Below are 17305 nucleotides of genomic sequence, written 5' to 3'. Positions count from 1 at the left end.
GACCCTTTCATGACACTGGGGCCTCTCACGTGGGGCCTACGAGGCCGGTGCCGGGATGAGCGGTCCTGAAACGCCCGCCTGCTCGTGGGTGGCCATCTCGGCGAGGACGCGGGCGGCCATGAACAGCAGCGGCAGGGCCGTCACCGCGCCGGTGCCCTCGCCGAGCCGGACGTCGAGGTCCAGGATCGGCTTGAGGTCCAGGTGGTCCAGGGCGAGGTCGTGGGCGGGCTCGCCGCTGTGCTGGCCCGCGACCCACCAGAGCCGGGCGCTCGGGGCCAGTTCCTCCGCGAGGAGGGCGGCGGCGCTCGCCACCAGGCCGTCGAGCACGACCGGGGTCTTGCGGACCGCGGCCTGGGCGAGGAAGCCGGTCATCGCCGCGATGTCGGCGCCGCCCGCCGTGCGCAGCAGGGCGATCGGGTCGGCCAGCACCGTGCGGGCCCGGCGCAGCGCGTCGCGCACCGCGGCCGCCTTGCGCATCCAGGCGTTGTCGTCGATGCCGGAGCCGCGGCCGACCACGGCGACCGGCTCGCTGCCGGTCAGCGCCGCGATCAGCACCGAGGCCGGGGTGCTGTTGCCGACCCCGAGGTCGCCGGCGATCAGCAGGTCGGCGCCGCCGTCCACCTCCGCGTCGGCGATCCGCATGCCCGCCCGCACGGCCGCGCGGGCCTCGGTGTCGGTGAGCGCGTCCTCGACGTCGATCGAGCCGGACGAGCGGCGGACCTTGAACTCGCCGATCGAGCGGGTGGCCGGGGCGTCGGTGTCGACGGCCATGTCGATGACCCGCACGCTCGCGCCCGCCGACGCGGCCAGCACGTTGATCGCCGCGCCGCCGGTCAGCATGCTGCCGATGAGCTGCGCGGTGACCTCGGCGGGATAGGCCGAGACGCCCTTCGCGGCGATGCCGTGGTCACCGGCGAACACGACGACGCGCGGCCGGGTGAACGGGCGCGGCGGCGACTGGCCCTGGCAGGCGGCGATCCACACGCCCAGCTCCTCGAGCCTGCCGAGCGAGCCCGCGGGTTTGATCAGTTCGCCGTGCAACGCGATGGCCGCGGACCGCGCGTGCTCGTCGGGCTGCTCGATGTCGGCAAACTGGATGTCGGTTTCCGAGTCCACGCCAGGCCTTCCCGTCGCCTTGGCCGCCGTCTCCCGGTGGCCGCCCAAACCTACCGGGCTGATCACCGGGCCCTCGTGCCAGAGTTAGTTGTGCCAGAGACCACCGCAGCAGCCGTCGTACTCGCCAGCGGGGCCGGCACCCGCGTGGGCGCCAAGCTCAACAAGGTCTATCTGCCACTGGCCGGTCGCCGCGTCCTCACCTGGTCGCTCGACGCTTTCGCCCGCGCGGCCGGGATCGGCGTGCTCGTGCTGGTCGTCCGGCCGCAGGACGCCGAGATCGCGGCGGAGGTCCTCGCCGCGCATCCCGGCCCGGTCGAGCTGGTGCACGGCGGGCCCACGCGGCAGGCCTCCGAACTGAACGCGCTGCGGCATCTCGCCCCGCGGATCGGCGGCGGCCTGATCGACGCGGTGCTGCTGCACGACGCGGCCCGGCCGCTGGTGGACCCACGAATGGTCGAGGACGTCCTGGACGCGACGCGGCGATACGGGGGAGCGGTGCCGGGGCTGCCCGCCGACGACATCGTGGCCGTCGCCGCGGACGGCACGCGGCTCGGTGGCGGTGCACCCGAGGGCGCGATCCGGGTGCAGACGCCGCAGGGCTTCCGGGCCGAGCCGCTGCTGGAGGTGTACGAGCAGGCCGAGCGGGAGGGCTTCCTGGGCACCGACACGTCGTCGGTGATGGAGCGGTTCTCCTCGCTGCCAGTGCGCTGGGTACCTGGCAGCGAGGAGAACTTCAAGATCACCTACCCACACGACCTCGTGGTCGCCGAGCGGGTGCTGGCGCGCAAGTCCTAGATGATTGATTCCGTGAAGATCATGTGAAGTGGGGCCGCGATGCGGGCATGAGAGGAGGGTGTCCAAGATCAATGTGTGAGCAAAGAACTAGACACCCTCCTGACTGCACTCTACGTGCTTGTCGATGACCATGTGGTTCCGCCTCGGACCGGTCGTGGCCGTCGGCCGGAGTTGACTGAGAGTGAACTGATCTGTCTTGCTGTGGCCCAGGTGCTGCTGCGTTTTGACGGTGAACGCCGCTGGATCCGGCACCTCCACAGTGAATCGAAGTGGCGTGCCTGGTTCCCCAAGCTGCCGGGGCAGTCTGGCTACAACAAACGACTGAGGGCCGCGTACCCGTTGGTGTGCAAGACAATTCTCACTCTGGCTACGTGCTGCCCGTCCTGGTTCGACGATCTGTGGATTACCGACGCGACCCCGGTGCCGTGCGGCATGTCGAAGGAGACGGTGACACGCTCAGATCTGGCAGGACATGCCAACTATGGCTACTGCGCGTCACATTCTCGGTGGTACTGGGGCCTGAAGCTGTACCTGGTCTGCACCGGGGACGGCACGGGCGATCATGTGGTGCCTGGCCGACCCGAAGATCGGGAAACGCGAAGTGCTCGCGGCGTTGCTGGACAACAATCATCACCTGATCCGCAGTGGCCAAGTCCTGTTGGCGGACAAGGGCTTCTCCGGCAAGCAGTTCAAGGCGCTCACCGAGACCATGGCGCTGCGGCTGCTGCGCCCGGACCGCAAGGACGAGACCTACCGCAACGGCAACCTCGGCGGGGTCCGGCAGTGGATCGAGTCGGTCAACCAGACCCTCAAAAGCCAACTCGGTCTCGAACAGCACGCCGGACGCACCCCCGCGGGCGTGTTCATCCGCGTCGCCCAGCGCCTACTGGCCATGGCCGCCTGCATCTGGCACAACTGGCAAACCGGCGTGACCAGCAAACGATCACTCACAGCCTACGACCACTAACACCAACTTCACGGAATCAACCATCTAGGGACTGCGGGTCAGCGTCGGGTCGCTCTCGACGACGCCCTCGAGCGCGGTGTCGATCGCCTCCATGAGCTCCGGCTCCAGCTTCACACCGGCGGCCTTGACGTTCTCGTGCACCTGCTCCGGGCGGGAGGCGCCGATGATGGCCGAAGCGACGTTCTGGTTCTGCAGCACCCAGGCGATGGCGAGCTGCGCCAGCGAGAGCCCGGCCTCGGCGGCCAGCGGCTCCAGCTTCTGGACGCGGGTGAGCACGTCGTCGTTCAGGAAGCGCTTGACCATGTTCGCGCCGCCCTTTTCGTCGGTGGCGCGCGAGCCCTCGGGGAACGGCTGACCCGGCTTGTACTTGCCGGTGAGCACGCCCTGCGCGATCGGCGACCAGACGATCTGGCTGATGCCCTCACGCTCGGACGCGGGCACGACCTGCGGCTCGATGACGCGCCAGAGTGCGTTGTACTGCGGCTGGTTGGACACGAACGGCACCTTGAACTCCCGCGCGAGCGCGGCGCCCTGGGTGATCTGCTCGGCCGTCCACTCCGAGACGCCGACGTAGAGCACCTTGCCCTGGCGGACCAGGTCGGCGAAGGCGAGGAAGGTCTCCTCCAGCGGGACCGTCCGGTCGAACCGGTGGGCCTGGTAGAGGTCGAGGTAGTCGGTGCCGAGCCGCTTCAGCGAAGCGTTCGCCGACTCCATGATGTGCTTGCGGCCCAGCCCCTTGTCGTTGGGGCCGCCGGGGCCGGTCGGCCAGTAGACCTTGGTGAAGATCTCCAGGCTCTCGCGGCGCAGCCCGGCGAGGCCGCGGCCGAGCACGGACTCGGCGAGGGTGTTGGCGTAGATGTCGGCGGTGTCGAAGGTGGTGATGCCCGCGTCGAGCGCGGCCTTGATGCAGGCCTGGGCCTGATCCTCTTCGACCTGGGACCCGTGGGTCAGCCAGTTGCCGTACGAGATCTCACTGACATTGAGGCCACTGCGGCCGAGGCGTCGGAACTCCATGACCCCAGCCTAACCGTTCGCTCGGCTAACGACCTGGTGGGCGAACTGTGACGAATCAGCCTTTCAGCTGACGGCGTCGCCTGCCTTGAGCCGCGGCTTCGGCACCCGCAGCTTGCGGATCTGGCTCGCCCGGATGAACGCGTACCAGCCCAGCGAGCGGCCGCTGACGGCCTCTTTCGGGAACTTCTCCCGTACCTGCTTGCCGATCCGGCGGCCACTGAGCACGCCCTCGACGATCATGCCGAGCAGCATCACCGTGCACAGCAGGGTCGCGTACTGCTGGACCGCCGGGTATGGCACCAGCAGCGCGACGAACACGAGGATCGCCAGCGGCATGAACAGCCCGAGCAGGTTGCGCCGGGAGTCGACGAGGTCGCGGACGTAGGCCTTGACCGGCCCGCGGTCACGCGCGAGCAGGTACTTGTCCTCGCCGGACATCATCCGGTCGCGGCGTTCCTTGGCGTCGCTGCGGCGCTCTTCCTTGCTCTTCGGGTTCGCCTTGCGAAGCTCCTTGTTGCGCTTCATCGCCTCCCGCATGGTGGTCGGCGGCGGCGCGACCGGGCCGCGCTTCTTCGCCTCGGCCTCGCGGCGAGAGGGCGTCGGCCGTCCCTTGCCGGGTGTCTGCGCCTTGGCGCGGACGTCGATCTGGGCCTCGTCGGTCTCGGACGTGGCTGTGTCTGTGGTGCTTCGGCGCAGGAACCTCACACGACCAGGGTATTGCAGAGGTCACGCCCCTGTTCAGCAGGTCGGGCAACCGCGCCGGGGCCACCCCGGCGCCGGATGTGTCACCATGGAGGTGGAACAGATCGGGACTCGAGCGTGTTGGCACGTAATGGAGCACGAGTACCCGCAGCGAGTTCGACCGAGGGAGAGCCATGACGACCGCTGAGCAGACCGGCGCAGCGCAGGCCGAGACCGCCACCGCCGAGGAGACCCACGGCGTGACGTTGACCGAGACCGCGGCCGCGAAGGCGAAGGCCCTGCTCGACCAGGAAGGCCGCGACGACATGCACCTGCGCATCGCCGTCCAGCCCGGCGGGTGTGCGGGCCTGCGCTACCAGCTTTTCTTCGACGAGCGCACGCTCGACGGCGACCTCTTCCGCGACTTCGACGGCCTCCGCGTCGCCGTGGACCGGATGAGCGCCCCGTACGTGTCGAGCGCCGTGATCGACTTCGTCGACTCGATCGAGAAGCAGGGCTTCACGATCGACAACCCGAATGCGACTGGCAGCTGCGCCTGCGGCGACTCTTTCCACTGAGTCCACCGGGCGCGGTACGCGAACAGCACGAAAAAGGGCCGTGACCTCGGTGAGGTCACGGCCCTTCGTCCTGCCCGGATCGGTGGCGGTGCTGCTCAGACGTAGGCGTCGAGCTCGGCGACCTGCGCGTGGCAGTGGTCGTCGACGGTCCACGGCGCCGCCGCCTCGCGGGGGAGCGGGACGTTTTCGGCGCGCAGGGACGGCGGGATGCTGGCGCAGTCGGCGATCAGCTCGCCGAGCGTTTCGGGTTCAGTGGTGATGCTCACGGGCTGGACGCTATTGATCGGCGCTCGAGTGGAACAGGGGTACCAACCGGTAGTGTCGGGTGACGCCTGCGAATTACCCGGTCGGGTTACGACCCGCCGGTAACTTCGGCGTCTCTAGACCAGAGACAACAGTGCCGTGAGGGTCGACCACAGGAGGAGAACCGGTGGCAGACAGGGCCAGGATCGCCGTATCCGGCAGCATCGCAACCGACCATTTGATGCATTTCCCCGGCAGGTTCGCCGAGCAGCTGGTAGCCGAGCAACTGCACCGCGTATCGCTGAGCTTCCTCGCCGACGACCTGGTCGTCCGCCGGGGCGGCATCGGCGCCAACATCGCGTTCGGCCTGGGGGTACTCGGGGTGCGGCCGATCCTGGTGGGTGCGGTGGGCGCGGACTTCGACGACTACCGCTCGTGGCTGGAGCGGCACGGGGTCGACAGCTCGGGGGTGCTGGTCTCCGAGATCGCGCACACCGCGCGGTTCGTCTGCACCACCGACGAGGACCTCTGCCAGATCGCCACCTTCTACGCGGGGGCGATGTCGGAGTCCCGCAACATCGAGCTGAAGCCGATCAGTGACCGCGCCGGGGGCCTCGGTCTGGTCCTGATCAGCCCGGACGACCCCGACGGCATGGTCCGGCACGCCGACGAGTGCCGCCAGCGCGGCTACACGTTCGCGGTGGACCCGTCGCAGCAGCTCGCCCGCATGGACGGCGCCCAGGTGCGTGCGTTCGTCGTCGGGGCGAAGTACCTGTTCAGCAATGACTACGAGTGGGAACTGCTGCTGCAGAAGACCGGCTGGACCGAGGCTGAGGTCCTCGCCCAGGTCGGCATGCGCGTCACCACGCTGGGTGAGAAGGGCGTCGAGATCATCGGCGCCGACGGCCTCTCGCTGCAGATCGGCGCGGTCCCCGAGCGCGGCAAGGTCGACCCCACGGGCGTCGGCGACGGCTTCCGCGCGGGCTTCCTGGCCGCACTGGACGGCGGCCTTCCGCTGGAGCGCGCGGCGCAGCTCGGCTCGATGATCGCGGTGCTGGTACTCGAGACGGTCGGCACCCAGGAGTGGAAGTTCGACCGCGCGGACGCGCTGTTGCGGCTCAGCGAGGCCTTCGGGCCGGAGGCGGCCGAAGAGATCTCGGCCGTCCTGCCGGGCTAGCAGTTCCGAAGTGTCATGAAAGGGTCTTTCAGGGCAGTTTTTGCCCTGAAAGACCCTTTCATGACACTAGAGATGGCTAGAGCTTCACCGGGTACACGGGCTCCGGCACGTCCGGCTTGATGCGGTGCTCGACGAAGATGCCGTGCCAGAGCATGAAGACGATCAGCGCCCACAGCTGGCGGCTGCGGTCGACCGAGCCTGTCTTGTGCTCCTCCAGCAGCGCCAGCACGGCGTTCTTGTCGAGGAGTTCCCCGGTCTGGGAGTCCGAGATGATGCCCTTGGCCCAGTCGTACATCTCGTCGCGCAGCCACACCCGGATCGGCACCGGGAAGCCGAGCTTGCGCCGGTTGAGCACGTGCGCGGGGATGATCTTCGCCAGCGCCTGGCGCAGGGCGTACTTCGTGGTCCCGTGCGCCAGCTTCTGGTCGAGGGGCACGCTCGCGGCGACCTTGAACACCTCGGCGTCGAGGAACGGGACGCGCAGCTCGAGGGAGTTGGCCATGGTCACCTTGTCGGCCTTGACCAGGATGTCGCCGCGCAGCCAGGTGAACAGGTCCACGTGCTGCATCCGGGCGACCGGGTCCCAGTCCCGTGACTCCGCGTACCAAGGCGCGGTGACGTCCTTGAAGCCGACGCCCTCTTCGTAGGTCCGCAGGACCTTGCGCAGCTGGTCGTCGCGGAAGTTGCGCGCGTTGCCGTAGTAGCGGTCCTCCAGCGACAGCGCCCCGCGGCGCAACAGGTCCTTGCCGCGCGTGCCGTCGGGGATCTTCGTGGAGACCTTGCCGATGAGCTTGCGCACACTGCCCGGCACCTTCTCGAACGGCGCGAGCGAGATCGGCTCGTTATAGATGGTGTAGCCGCCGAAAAGCTCGTCGGCGCCTTCGCCGGACAGGACCGCCTTGACGTGCTTACGCGCTTCGCGGGCGATGAACCAGAGCGGGACGAGCGCGGGGTCGGCGACCGGGTCGTCGAGGTACCAGACGATGAGCGGCAGGGCCTCCATCATCTCGTCCGCCGAAACGGTCCTGACCACGTGCTTCACGCCGATTTCGGCCGCGGTCTCCGCCGCGACGTCGACCTCGGAGTAGCCCTCGCGCTCGAACCCGGCGGTGAACGCGATCAGGTTCGGGTTGTGCTGCTTGGCCAGGGTCGCGGTCGCGGTGGAGTCGATGCCGCCGGAGAGGAACGCGCCGACGCTGACGTCGGGGTCCGAGATCATGTGCTTGGCGACCGAGTCGCGCATCACGTCGGCGATGCGCTCGTGCAACGCCTCGGCCTCGGCTTGGCTGGTGACCGGCTTCGCGGCGAACCGCGGGCGGAAGTAGCGCTCTGTGGACAGCTCGCCGCCGGGGGCGACGCGGAACGACGTGCCGGACTCGATCCGCCGGATACCGGTGTGCAGCGACTCGGGCTCCGGGACGTACTGCAGGACCAGGTAGTGCTGCAAGGCCTTGCGGTCCAGCTCCTCCTTGACGCCGAGCGTCGCGGACAGCTCCAGCAGGCTCTTCTTCTCGCTGGAGAACGCGATGCCGTTCGGGCCCTCGGAGTAGAACAGCGGCTTGATGCCGAACGGGTCGCGGGCGCCGAAGACGACCTTCTCCTGCGAGTCCCAGATCATGAAGGCGAACATCCCGCGCAGCTTCTTGACCGCGTCGGCGCCCAGGTAGTGGTAGGCCGCGACGATGGCCTCGCCGTCGCCCTCGGTGGCGAACTTCGCGTCGTGCGACGCGGCGAGCTCTTCGCGCAGCTCCAGGTAGTTGTAGATCTCGCCGTTGAAGTTCATCGTGTAGCGCGTCGGCGCTTCCGGCGGACCCCAGGTCAGCGGCTGGTGGGAGTGCGCGAGGTCGATGAACGCGAGCCGGTTGAAGCCGTAGACGACCTCACCGTCGGCCCAGGTGTCGGTCTCGTCGGGGCCGCGGTGACGCTGGCAGCGCAGTGCCGCGCCCACGGCGTCCCTGGCTCCGGCCGCGTCGGTCTCGGTGGCGCAGATCAGTCCAAGCAGGCCGCACACGTTTACTCACACACCTCTGGTTCGCCGAGCGGGGGAAGTGGGGCCCAGTATGCCGAAGAGGCCGTTCACCTGACCGTGGTGGGTGACACGGTCGCTGGGGTTACCCCTTGGTCAGCACGGACCGTCAACTCGGCTAGGCTCCCGCGCAGTAACAAAGATCGGTCGAGGAGGCTCTGGGTGAAAGGGCGAGGCGCAGTGGTGAATCCAGAGCGCACTGTGTTGGCTGAAGTGCGCACTCCGGTGGTTAAGCGGTCCCGTGCAGGCAAGGTTGCCGCTTTGGCCGTCCTGGTCGCGCTGACGGCGACCGGCTGCTCGGGGGACGAGATCCTGCGGTTCGGCTGGCCGGTCGGGGTGACCCCGCAGGCCGACGAGATGCGCAACCTCTGGACCTGGACCGTGGTCGCCGCGCTGGCCGTGGGCGTGATCGTCTGGGCGCTGATCTTCTGGACCGCGGTGTTCCACCGCAAGAAGAAGACGGCCGACGGCGAGCCGGAGGAGCTGCCCCGGCAGTTCCAGTACAACATCCCGCTCGAGATCTTCACGGTCGTCGTGCCGACGATCATGGTCTGCGTGCTGTTCTTCTTCACCGCGACCACCGAGAGCAACGTGCTCGACAAGAAGCCGAACCCCGACGTCACCGTCGATGTGGTCGCCTTCCAGTGGAACTGGGAGTTCAAGTACAAGAGCGACTCGGTCAACCACGAGGACCCGGAGATCAGCACCGTCGGCAGTTCCGGCGAGATCCCGCTGCTCGTGCTGCCGACCGGCAAGACGATCCAGTACAACCTGCGCTCCACCGACGTGATCCACTCGTTCTGGGTCCCGGAGTTCCACTTCAAGCGCGACGTCATGCCTTCCCCGGAGAAGAACAACCAGGACTTCTCGTTCCAGAACTCGATCGACCACGAGGGCGCGTTCGTCGGCCGGTGTGCCGAGCTCTGCGGCACGTACCACTCGGTGATGAACTTCGAGGTCCGGGCGCTCTCGCCGGACAAGTACGCGAAGTACATCGAGCTCCGCAAGCAGGTCAACCCGAAGACCGACCGGACGAACACCGCCGCCGAGGCGCTGACGGCGCTGAACTGTGGTGAGTGGTGCACCCCGCACGCGATCACCACCCAGCCGTTCAACACCGATCGCACCGCGCGCACCGCGTCCAACTGACCCGGTCTGGCAGTTCGAGCCTGAAACAGGAGTGAGGGAACGTCCCATGAAGGTCGAAGCGCGGGTTTTCTACATCGTCGCGGTCTTCGCCATTCTCATGTCCGCCATCTACGGGTACATGACCCACCAGATGAGCGGCTACGGAATCGAGCCCGTCGGCGTCGTCGCCCTGGTGCTGACAGCCGGCCTGGCCTTCCTGGCCGGTAGCTACCTGCAGTTCGTCGCGCGCCGCATCGAGCCGCGCCCGGAGGACAGGGAAGACGCCGAGATCAGTGACGGCTCCGGTGAGCTGGGCTTCTTCAGCCCCGGCAGCTACTGGCCCATCGGTCTCGCCGCCTCCGCCGGTATGGCTGGCCTGGCGCTGGCGTTCTTCCACATCTGGCTGCTGGTCATCGCCATCGTGATGCTGCTCATCGCGATCGGCGGGCTGGTGTTCGAGTACCACACGGGTCCGAACCACGAATGACGTCCGGTCCGGCGCTCGCCCTCCGCCCGCGGCGGGGCGGGGCGCGCGCCGAAACCAGGACCGCCAGCATGCCCAGGCTTTCCAGCCAGGTCAGCCGGTGTCCGTAGGCCAGCATGTCGACCACCACCGCGACCACCGGGTAGAGGTAGGACAGCAGCGCCACGGTCGTCGTCGGCAGCTTGCCGATGCTCGCGTAGATCAGCACGTACATGATCGCCGTGTGCACGGTGCCCAGTAGCGCCAGCCACAGCAGCCCCGTCGAGTTCGACGGCAGCGGCGTCACCAGCAGGGCCGGAGCCAGCAGCGCGGCGCCCACCACGCACTGCACGGCCGCCAGCAGATGCGGCCGGACGTGCTTCAGCTGCTTCGCCACGAAGGACGCTCCGGCGTAGAGCACGGCCGCGCCGAGTGCGAGCGCGATGCCCGCCAGCCGTACCGGTTTGCCGTCGTCGCCGTGTGCGCCGATCGCGATCAGTGCCACCCCGCCGAACGCGATTCCTGCCCTGACCAGCTGGTTCTTTGCCATCTTCTCGCCGAGGAACGCGGCCGCCAAGCCGACCAGGATCAGCGGCTGCGTGTGGTAGACCACCGTGCTCACCGAGATCGACGACAGCGCGTACGAGGCGAACAACAGCACCCAGTTCCCGACCAGGAACACCCCGCCGAGCGCGGCGAGCGCCAGGTCGCGCCTGCTGAGGCTCCACGGGCGCAGCCAGCCGCAGGCGAGGCACCAGAGCACCAGCAGGGTGCCCCCGACCAGGCACCGGGCGAACGCCACCGCGGGCGCCGCCGCGCCGCTCTGGATCACCACCGCGCCGATCGTGCCGGACAGCGCCATCGCGGCGGACCACTGCAGAAGCGGCCGGGTTTCGGGGGAGTTCGTTGTCATGACCACCACTGTCGGCCGTGGGCGGGCGCGCTACCAGTGTCAGAGATGACAATGACCGCAAACCTTCTGACAGTATTGTTTTGTCTTGCGGTTACTCGACTCAAAGACGAAACGGGGGTGGTCGCATGAATGTGACCAAGGTCGCGGTTGTGCTCGCGGACCGCGTTTCGCCGTTCGAACTGGGCGTCGCGTGCGAGGTCTTCGGCACCGACCGCAGCGCCGACGGGATCGAGGGCTGGGAGTTCGCTGTCTGCTCCCCGGCGGGCGCGGGCGTGCGCAGCTGGTCCGGCTTCGGGCTCGACGGCCTGTCCTCGCTGGACTTCGCCGCGTCGGCCGACCTGCTCATCGTGCCCACCTGCGAGCCCCGCAGCGCGCGCCCGCCCGAGCCAGTGGTCGAGGTGCTTCGCGAGGCCGCCGCGCGCGGGGCGTGGGTCGCGGGGTTCTGCGCGGGAGTGTTCTCGCTCGGCTACGCGGGCCTGCTCGACGGCAGGCGCTGCACCGTGCACTGGGTCTACGAGCAGGAGTTCCGGCGGCGGTTCCCGGCCGCCGAGGTCGACGTCAACGCCCTCTACGTCGATGACGACGGGGTGCTGACCAGCGCGGGCACCGTCGCCGCGGTGGACCTGTGCCTGCACCTGGTGCGGCGGCTGCGCGGGGTGGCCGCGGCGACGACACTGGCCCGCCGGATGGTCGCCTCACCGCATCGGACCGGCGGCCAGGCCCAGTTCGTCCAGGCGCCCGTGCCGTCCTCCGCGGCGCCCGAGGACGCCGTCCTGGCGGAGGCGCTGGAGTGGATCGAGCGGAGACTGGACCAGCCGTTCACGGTCGCCGAACTGGCCCGCCGCACCGGCTTGGGGGAGCGGACGTTCCTGCGACGTTTTTCGGCCGCGACTGGCACCACCCCGCACCGCTGGCTCACCGAGCGCCGTCTCGACCGTGCGCAGTCACTGCTGGAGGCAGGGCGACTGTCGGTGGAGGACATCGCGGTGGCCTGCGGCTACGCCTCCGCCGCGGCCCTGCGCCACCAGTTCGGCCGCCTTCGCGGGACCAGCCCGAGTGAGTACCGCCGCACGTTCGGCGGCTGAGCGAGGATCTCGAGTGTCATGAAAGGGTCTTTCAGGGCAAAAATTGCCCTGAAAGACCCTTTCATGACACTTACGAGGGGCGGAGCGTCAGCGGACCGCGGTGGCGGAGAAGGCGATCCAGCGGGTCAGCAGGTTCGCCGCGGCGCCGGAGTCGATGGCCTCGGCGGCACGGGTGAGGCCTGCCGCGATGTCGTCTTCCAGCGAGTCGGAGAATCCGGTGAACGCTGTGATCGCGGCCGCCGAGTTGAGCAGCACCGCGTCGCGCACCGGTCCTGGCTTGCCGTTGACGAGCTCGCGGATCACCTCGGCGTTGGCCGCGGCGTCACCGCCGCGCAGGTCCGCCGCGCTCGCGCGGGGGATGCCGACCGACAGTGGGTCGAAGCTCCGCTCGACGACTTCGCCGCCGGAGACCAGCCACACCGAGGTGGTCGTCGTGGTGGTGATCTCGTCCAGGCCGTCGTCGCCGCGCGCGAGCAGGACCCGCGTGCCGCGCCGGGCGAAGACATCGGCCAGTAGCCGGGTTTTGTCCGCGTACGCGCAGCCGATGAGCGCGCTCGACGGCTGGGCCGGGTTGGTCAGCGGGCCGAGCAGGTTGAACGTCGTGGGCACGCCGAGTTCACGGCGTGGGACGCCGACGTGGCGCAGCGCGGGGTGGAACAGGGGCGCGAAACAGAAGCCGATGCCCAGCTCGTCGACGCACCGCCGGACCTCGTCGGGCGGGAGGTCGATCGCGACGCCGAGGGTTTCGAGCACGTCCGCGGCGCCCGATTTCGACGAGGCGCTGCGGTTGCCGTGCTTGGCCACGACGATCCCCGCGGCGGCTGTGACGATCGTCGTCATGGTCGAGATGTTCACCGAGTTGGACCGGTCGCCGCCGGTGCCGACGATGTCCACCGCCGGTTTGTCCAGCGTCACCCGGCGGCCGTGCTTCAGCATCATCTCGGCCATGCCCGAGATTTCCGCGGGGGTTTCGCCCTTGGCCCGCAGCGCGACCGCGAACCCGCCGATCTGGGTGTGGGTGGCCGCGCCGGACATGATCTGGTCCATCGCCCACGCCGTGTCCGATTCGGACAGGTCCTCGCGGGCGATCAGCTGCCCGAGCAGGGAGGGCCAGGTCCTGGCCTCCCCAGGAGCGGACATCAGCCGGGCACGACGGGCACCCGTCGTGCCCGGAGCACGTCGGCGACCGTCTCGGCGGCGGTGAGCGGGTCGAGCGGGTGCACCAGCACAGCGTCGGCCTGGGACCAGGTCGCCAGCCAGCGGTCGTCCTTGCGCCGCACCGCGACCACGATCGGCGGGCAGTCGGTGATCTCGTTCTTGAGCTGCCTGGTGAGCCCGATGCCGCCGGTCGGCTGCGCCTCGCCGTCGAGGATCGCCAGGTCGACGGTGCCCGCGTCCATCTCAGAGAGGACGTGGGAGATCTTGGCCAGCTCGACGTACTCGACCCGGCCGAGATCGGCCGCGGGCCGCCTGCCGATGGCGTTGACGATCGACTCGCGCACCTCCGGCTTGTGGCTGAACACCAGGATCCTCATCGCCTGCTCGGCCATGCGCGCGCCTCCGGCTCGTCTCTTCGCGGGGTGGACAACGCGATGCTATCGGCCATGACCGACATCACGCGGAGCCGGTCGGCATCTCTTCCGGCGGCGCACCCGGTTGCAGGGCGTCCCAGCCGAGCGAGTCGCCGCCGAGCCGCTGTGCCAGCCCGGCCATCCTTGACCGTTCCTGCGCGCAGTGGAGAGCATCCAGGCGTTGTACGCGCAATGCGTGCAACGTCACCAAACCGGTTTCGCCCGAGCCGGGGCCGCACTCGTCCGCTTCGCGCAGTTCCCAGTCGTCCTGTGCCAGGATTCGCGCGGCTTCGGTCACCTTTTCGCGTGGCAGCGCCAGGTGATGGCGCAGCACGGCCTCCGCTTCGGTGACCCAGCCGGGTGATCCGGCCAGCACGGACGAGTCCGCCTGGGCCGGGTCGAACGCCTCCGCGACGATCTTCAGCCCGGGTGTGTCGAGCCCCAGACCGGCGCTTTCCGGCTTTCTGAGCAGGTCACGGACCCGATCGAGTAAACCCATGGGTAGCACTCGCCTTTCCTTCGTGCCGGGGTGAGCGGATCCACCCGCGACCCGCCGTGGACCCGATCGGCGGAGTCACGTCGTGAGAGGACATAATGCGACTTGTGACAACGGCAGCTCCCACCATCAGTCAGCGAGTCCACTCGCTGAACCGGCCGAACATGGTCAGTGTCGGCACAGTCGTGTGGCTTTCCAGCGAACTGATGTTCTTCGCCGGACTGTTCGCGATGTTCTTCACCGTCAAGGCGCAGAACTCCTCCGGTCAATGGCCGCCGCCCCTGCACGGCGAGCCGTTCCACCTGAACGTCGGCTACGCGATCCCCTTCACGGTGATCCTCGTGCTGTCCTCGTTCACCTGCCAGGCCGGTGTGTTCGCCGCCGAGCGGGGTGACGTCTTCGGCCTGCGCCGCTGGTACATCATCACGTTGATCATGGGCGCGATCTTCGTCGGCGGCCAGGCCAACGAGTACCACAACCTGGTCGAAGAGGGCATCACGATCCCGTCGGGTCCCTTCGGCACGGTGTTCTACCTGGCCACCGGGTTCCACGGGCTGCACGTGATCGGCGGCCTCCTCGCGTTCGTGTACCTGCTCATCCGCACCAAGCTGAGCAAGTTCACGCCCGCACAGGCGACCTCGGCGATCGTGGTGTCGTACTACTGGCACTTCGTCGACATCGTCTGGGTGGGTCTGTTCGCGGTGATCTACCTCCTGCCCTGAACCGCCCCGCCGACCGCCACATCACCATCGGCCCGAACTGACAGCAAGGGTTGCCGCAGAGATGACCACCAGTAAAAAAGGTCCGGAGCGCAAGCCGCGCGCCCGGTCGAAGCTTCGCCGGCGGTTCGCCGGCGTGCTCGCACTCGGTATCGCCCTGGTGAGCGCCGGCGCTCTGTACGCCGTGTTCGCTCCCTCGCCGCAGACGGCGCAGGCCCAGGGCGACCCGGCGCTGCTGCGCAAGGGCGAGCAGACGTACAACAACACCTGCATCCAGTGCCACGGGGCGAACCTCGAAGGTGTCCAGGACCGCGGGCCCAGCCTGATCGGTGTCGGCGACGCCGCGGTGTACTTCCAGACCTCGTCCGGCCGGATGCCGGCGGTGCGCCAGGAGGCGCAGGCCGCCCGCAAGCCGCCGAAGCTGACTTCCGAAGAGATCGACGCGGTCGGCGCCTACGTGCAGGCGCACGGTGGCGGCGCCCAGCGTCCCGCGGAGAAGGGCGAGGCCCTGCGCGGCACCGACCCCGCCCGCGGTGGCGAGCTCTTCCGGCTCAACTGCGCCTCGTGCCACAACTTCACCGGCCGCGGCGGTGCGCTGTCGGCGGGCAAGTACGCGCCCAACCTGGACCCGGCGACCGAAGAGCAGATCTACACCGCGATGCTCACCGGCCCGCAGAACATGCCGAAGTTCTCCGACCGGCAGCTGTCTGTCGAGGAGAAGAAGGACATCGTCGCCTACGTGAAGTCGGTGTCCGACGGCAACAACAACCCTGGTGGTAACGGCCTCGGCGGGGTCGGCCCCGCTTCCGAAGGCCTGATCGCCTTCATCGTCGGGATCGCCGCACTGGTCGGCATCACGTTGTGGATTGGATCGAAGGCATGAGCAGCGCTGTGCTGAGCCGCGGCACTCAACCTGGCCAAGGCGCGCGCCTTCTTGGCCGGATGGCCCCGCCATCGGGGCGGCAGGGCGCCTTCCAGCTGAACGGTACGGAGGAGACGGCATGAGCGCCGAAGGGCCGAAGCCGCCGTCCGAGGCGGAATTGGCGGAGATGGATCGGGACCAGCTGGTCAAGCTGGGCACCGCGCTCGACGGGGTCGAGCTCGTCGACTACCCCACGCCCTGGCCGGTCGAGGGCACCAAGGCAGAGAAGCGCGCTGAGCGCGTCGTCGCGGCTTGGTTCGCCATCTCGGCGATCGCCGGGCTGGCTTTCGTGGTTTCGCTCATCTGGTGGCCGTGGCAGTACCAGGCGCCGGACAACGAGCACGCCGCGTTCCTGTACAGCCTGTACACCCCGTTCCTGGGTGTCACGCTCGGTATCGCCATCCTCGGGCTCGGCATCGGCGCGCTGCTGTACACGAAGAAGTTCATCCCGGCCGAGACCGCGATCCAGCAGCGCGGCGACGGCGGGTCCTCGGAGGTCGACAAGGCCACCATCCTGGCGCAGCTCGCCGACTCCGGCAGCCGCAGCACCATCGCGCGCCGATCGCTGATCAAGCGCACCGCGGGTGCGGGCGCGGGTGTGCTCGGCCTCGCCGTGGCCGCCCTGCCGGTCGCGTCCTTCATCAAGGACCCCTGGAAGGACACCGACAACAAGGAGTCCCTCTGGCACACCGGCTGGCTCCCGGAGAAGGCCGGTGAGGTCGTCTACATGCGGCGTAACACCGGCAAGCCGGAAGAGATCAACCTGGTCAAGGCCGAGGACCTCGACGCGGGCGCGATGGAGACGGTGTTCCCGTTCCGCGAGTCCGAGCGTGGCAACCACGAGGCCCTGTCGGCGGCCTTCAAGCGGATCGACAACCCGGTCATGCTGATCCGCCTGCGCCCGACCGACGCCGCGAGGGCCGTCAAGCGGTCCGGCCAGGAAGACTTCAACTTCGGCGACTACTACGCGTACACGAAGATCTGCAGCCACGTCGGCTGCCCGACTTCGCTGTACGAGCAGCGGACCAACCGGATCCTGTGCCCGTGCCACCAGTCGCAGTTCGACGCGCTGCACTACGGCAAGCCGATTTTCGGCCCGGCCACCCGGCCGCTGGCGCAGCTCCCCATCACGGTTGACGCCCAGGGATACTTGATTGCGCGCGGGGACTTCATCGAAGCCATCGGCCCGGCGTTTTGGGAGCGTAAGTCATGAGTTCACTGACCACGCCGACCCGGGGAACGAACCCGGTCGAGAAGGCGGCGGGCGCCGGCGCGAAGTGGGCTGACGACCGGTATCACCTGGCCAAGGGGATGCGGCACCAGCTCAACAAGGTGTTCCCGACCCATTGGTCGTTCCTGCTCGGTGAGATCGCGCTGTACAGCTTCATCATCCTGCTGCTGTCGGGTGTCT

General features: G+C 68.6%; 18 protein-coding genes and 2 pseudogenes. 11 read left to right on the top strand and 9 right to left on the bottom strand.

Annotation, left to right across the window (positions count from 1 at the left end; genetic code table 11):
• Window positions 1-36: 36 nt before the first annotated feature.
• The gene (gene cobT, locus QMK34_RS41615) at window positions 37-1116 is read right to left on the bottom strand and encodes a nicotinate-nucleotide--dimethylbenzimidazole phosphoribosyltransferase (RefSeq protein WP_326420333.1); all 1080 of its coding nucleotides are present in this window, start codon (window positions 1114-1116) and stop codon (window positions 37-39) included.
• Window positions 1117-1206: 90 nt separating this feature from the next.
• On the opposite strand from cobT, the gene QMK34_RS41610 reads away from it, so the two are divergent.
• Together QMK34_RS41610 and QMK34_RS41605 are read left to right on the top strand one after the other, a co-directional pair.
• Window positions 1207-1911: an IspD/TarI family cytidylyltransferase gene (locus QMK34_RS41610; RefSeq protein WP_326420332.1), complete on the top strand. Its 705-nt coding sequence runs from the start codon at window positions 1207-1209 to the stop codon at window positions 1909-1911.
• 75 nt (window positions 1912-1986) lie between these two features.
• Window positions 1987-2878, top strand: a pseudogene (locus QMK34_RS41605) (IS982 family transposase).
• Window positions 2879-2902: 24 nt separating this feature from the next.
• Here QMK34_RS41605 and QMK34_RS41600 read toward each other — a convergent pair.
• Entirely contained in the window at window positions 2903-3892 is a 990-nt protein-coding gene (locus tag QMK34_RS41600; protein ID WP_326420331.1) for an aldo/keto reductase family protein, read from the bottom strand.
• 63 nt (window positions 3893-3955) lie between these two features.
• Window positions 3956-4597 carry a DUF3043 domain-containing protein gene (locus QMK34_RS41595; RefSeq protein WP_326420330.1) on the bottom strand — a complete coding sequence of 214 codons (642 nt, stop codon included), beginning with the start codon at window positions 4595-4597 and terminating at the stop codon, window positions 3956-3958.
• A 170-nt stretch (window positions 4598-4767) separates the two neighbouring features.
• Here QMK34_RS41595 and QMK34_RS41590 point away from each other — a divergent pair, with 170 nt between their 5' ends.
• Window positions 4768-5151: a HesB/IscA family protein gene (locus QMK34_RS41590; RefSeq protein WP_326420329.1), complete on the top strand. Its 384-nt coding sequence runs from the start codon at window positions 4768-4770 to the stop codon at window positions 5149-5151.
• Window positions 5152-5246: 95 nt separating this feature from the next.
• Here QMK34_RS41590 and QMK34_RS41585 read toward each other — a convergent pair whose 3' ends face one another.
• Window positions 5247-5417 (bottom strand): hypothetical protein, encoded by a 171-nt coding sequence (locus QMK34_RS41585; RefSeq protein WP_326420328.1) that lies wholly within the window; start codon window positions 5415-5417, stop codon window positions 5247-5249.
• A 164-nt stretch (window positions 5418-5581) separates the two neighbouring features.
• Here QMK34_RS41585 and QMK34_RS41580 point away from each other — a divergent pair, with 164 nt between their 5' ends.
• On the top strand, window positions 5582-6571 hold the full coding sequence (locus QMK34_RS41580) for a carbohydrate kinase family protein (RefSeq protein ID WP_326420327.1): 990 nt from the start codon (window positions 5582-5584) through the stop codon (window positions 6569-6571).
• A gap of 76 nt (window positions 6572-6647) precedes the next feature.
• On the opposite strand, the gene asnB is transcribed toward QMK34_RS41580, so the two are convergent.
• On the bottom strand, window positions 6648-8582 hold the full coding sequence (gene asnB / locus QMK34_RS41575) for an asparagine synthase (glutamine-hydrolyzing) (RefSeq protein ID WP_326420326.1): 1935 nt from the start codon (window positions 8580-8582) through the stop codon (window positions 6648-6650).
• A gap of 216 nt (window positions 8583-8798) precedes the next feature.
• Here asnB and ctaC point away from each other — a divergent pair, with 216 nt between their 5' ends.
• Both ctaC and QMK34_RS41565 read left to right on the top strand, forming a co-directional pair.
• Window positions 8799-9746, top strand: a complete 948-nt coding sequence (ctaC, locus tag QMK34_RS41570) for an aa3-type cytochrome oxidase subunit II (RefSeq protein ID WP_326420325.1) — start codon at window positions 8799-8801, stop codon at window positions 9744-9746.
• Window positions 9747-9792: 46 nt separating this feature from the next.
• Window positions 9793-10212 (top strand): cytochrome c oxidase subunit 4, encoded by a 420-nt coding sequence (locus QMK34_RS41565; RefSeq protein WP_326420324.1) that lies wholly within the window; start codon window positions 9793-9795, stop codon window positions 10210-10212.
• On the opposite strand, the gene QMK34_RS41560 is transcribed toward QMK34_RS41565, so the two are convergent.
• Entirely contained in the window at window positions 10157-11101 is a 945-nt protein-coding gene (locus tag QMK34_RS41560) for a DMT family transporter (RefSeq protein ID WP_326420323.1), read from the bottom strand. The genes QMK34_RS41565 and QMK34_RS41560 overlap by 56 nt on opposite strands.
• 125 nt (window positions 11102-11226) lie before the next feature.
• Between QMK34_RS41560 and QMK34_RS41555 the strand changes: the two genes are divergently transcribed.
• Window positions 11227-12186 carry a GlxA family transcriptional regulator gene (locus QMK34_RS41555; RefSeq protein WP_326420322.1) on the top strand — a complete coding sequence of 320 codons (960 nt, stop codon included), beginning with the start codon at window positions 11227-11229 and terminating at the stop codon, window positions 12184-12186.
• Window positions 12187-12273: 87 nt separating this feature from the next.
• Here the strand turns inward: QMK34_RS41555 and trpD are convergent, their stop codons facing one another.
• The 3 genes from trpD to QMK34_RS41540 form a co-directional block, all read right to left on the bottom strand.
• Window positions 12274-13326, bottom strand: a complete 1053-nt coding sequence (gene trpD, locus QMK34_RS41550; protein ID WP_326420321.1) for an anthranilate phosphoribosyltransferase — start codon at window positions 13324-13326, stop codon at window positions 12274-12276.
• Window positions 13326-13736, bottom strand: a complete 411-nt coding sequence (locus QMK34_RS41545) for a hypothetical protein (protein ID WP_326420320.1) — start codon at window positions 13734-13736, stop codon at window positions 13326-13328. The genes trpD and QMK34_RS41545 overlap by 1 nt, the downstream gene beginning before the upstream one ends.
• A gap of 64 nt (window positions 13737-13800) precedes the next feature.
• Entirely contained in the window at window positions 13801-14256 is a 456-nt protein-coding gene (locus QMK34_RS41540) for a hypothetical protein (RefSeq protein ID WP_326420319.1), read from the bottom strand.
• A 95-nt stretch (window positions 14257-14351) separates the two neighbouring features.
• Between QMK34_RS41540 and ctaE the strand changes: the two genes are divergently transcribed.
• The 4 genes and pseudogenes from ctaE to QMK34_RS41520 all read left to right on the top strand — a co-directional run.
• Window positions 14352-14975 carry an aa3-type cytochrome oxidase subunit III gene (ctaE, locus tag QMK34_RS41535; RefSeq protein ID WP_326420318.1) on the top strand — a complete coding sequence of 208 codons (624 nt, stop codon included), beginning with the start codon at window positions 14352-14354 and terminating at the stop codon, window positions 14973-14975.
• Between the two features lie 61 nt (window positions 14976-15036).
• Window positions 15037-15855 carry a cytochrome bc1 complex diheme cytochrome c subunit gene (qcrC, locus tag QMK34_RS41530; RefSeq protein WP_326420317.1) on the top strand — a complete coding sequence of 273 codons (819 nt, stop codon included), beginning with the start codon at window positions 15037-15039 and terminating at the stop codon, window positions 15853-15855.
• Window positions 15856-15973: 118 nt separating this feature from the next.
• A complete protein-coding gene (gene qcrA, locus QMK34_RS41525; protein WP_326420316.1) occupies window positions 15974-17107 on the top strand; it encodes a cytochrome bc1 complex Rieske iron-sulfur subunit in 1134 nt (377 codons plus the stop codon).
• Window positions 17104-17305 (top strand): annotated as a pseudogene (locus QMK34_RS41520) (cytochrome b); the annotation flags it as partial. The gene qcrA and the pseudogene QMK34_RS41520, both read left to right, overlap by 4 nt.

The sequence above is a fragment of the Amycolatopsis sp. H20-H5 genome (assembly GCF_035828755.1).
GTDB lineage: Bacteria > Actinomycetota > Actinomycetes > Mycobacteriales > Pseudonocardiaceae > Amycolatopsis.
The sequence above is the reverse complement of the archived record's forward strand: the minus strand, read 5'-3'. Positions and strand labels throughout refer to the sequence as shown.

Bases quoted from the DNA above. Each gene is read 5' to 3' on its own strand.
- QMK34_RS41590 (WP_326420329.1), top strand. From the start codon at position 4,768: ATGACGACCGCTGAGCAGACCGGCGCAGCGCAGGCCGAGACCGCCACC.
- QMK34_RS41565 (WP_326420324.1), top strand. From the start codon at position 9,793: ATGAAGGTCGAAGCGCGGGTTTTCTACATCGTCGCGGTCTTCGCCATT.
- ctaE (WP_326420318.1), top strand. From the start codon at position 14,352: ATGCGACTTGTGACAACGGCAGCTCCCACCATCAGTCAGCGAGTCCAC.
- qcrC (WP_326420317.1), top strand. From the start codon at position 15,037: ATGACCACCAGTAAAAAAGGTCCGGAGCGCAAGCCGCGCGCCCGGTCG.
- qcrA (WP_326420316.1), top strand. From the start codon at position 15,974: ATGAGCGCCGAAGGGCCGAAGCCGCCGTCCGAGGCGGAATTGGCGGAG.
- QMK34_RS41545 (WP_326420320.1), bottom strand. From the start codon at position 13,736: ATGGCCGAGCAGGCGATGAGGATCCTGGTGTTCAGCCACAAGCCGGAG.
- QMK34_RS41540 (WP_326420319.1), bottom strand. From the start codon at position 14,256: ATGGGTTTACTCGATCGGGTCCGTGACCTGCTCAGAAAGCCGGAAAGC.
- QMK34_RS41600 (WP_326420331.1), bottom strand. From the start codon at position 3,892: ATGGAGTTCCGACGCCTCGGCCGCAGTGGCCTCAATGTCAGTGAGATC.
- QMK34_RS41555 (WP_326420322.1), top strand. From the start codon at position 11,227: ATGAATGTGACCAAGGTCGCGGTTGTGCTCGCGGACCGCGTTTCGCCG.
- trpD (WP_326420321.1), bottom strand. From the start codon at position 13,326: ATGTCCGCTCCTGGGGAGGCCAGGACCTGGCCCTCCCTGCTCGGGCAG.
- QMK34_RS41560 (WP_326420323.1), bottom strand. From the start codon at position 11,101: ATGACAACGAACTCCCCCGAAACCCGGCCGCTTCTGCAGTGGTCCGCC.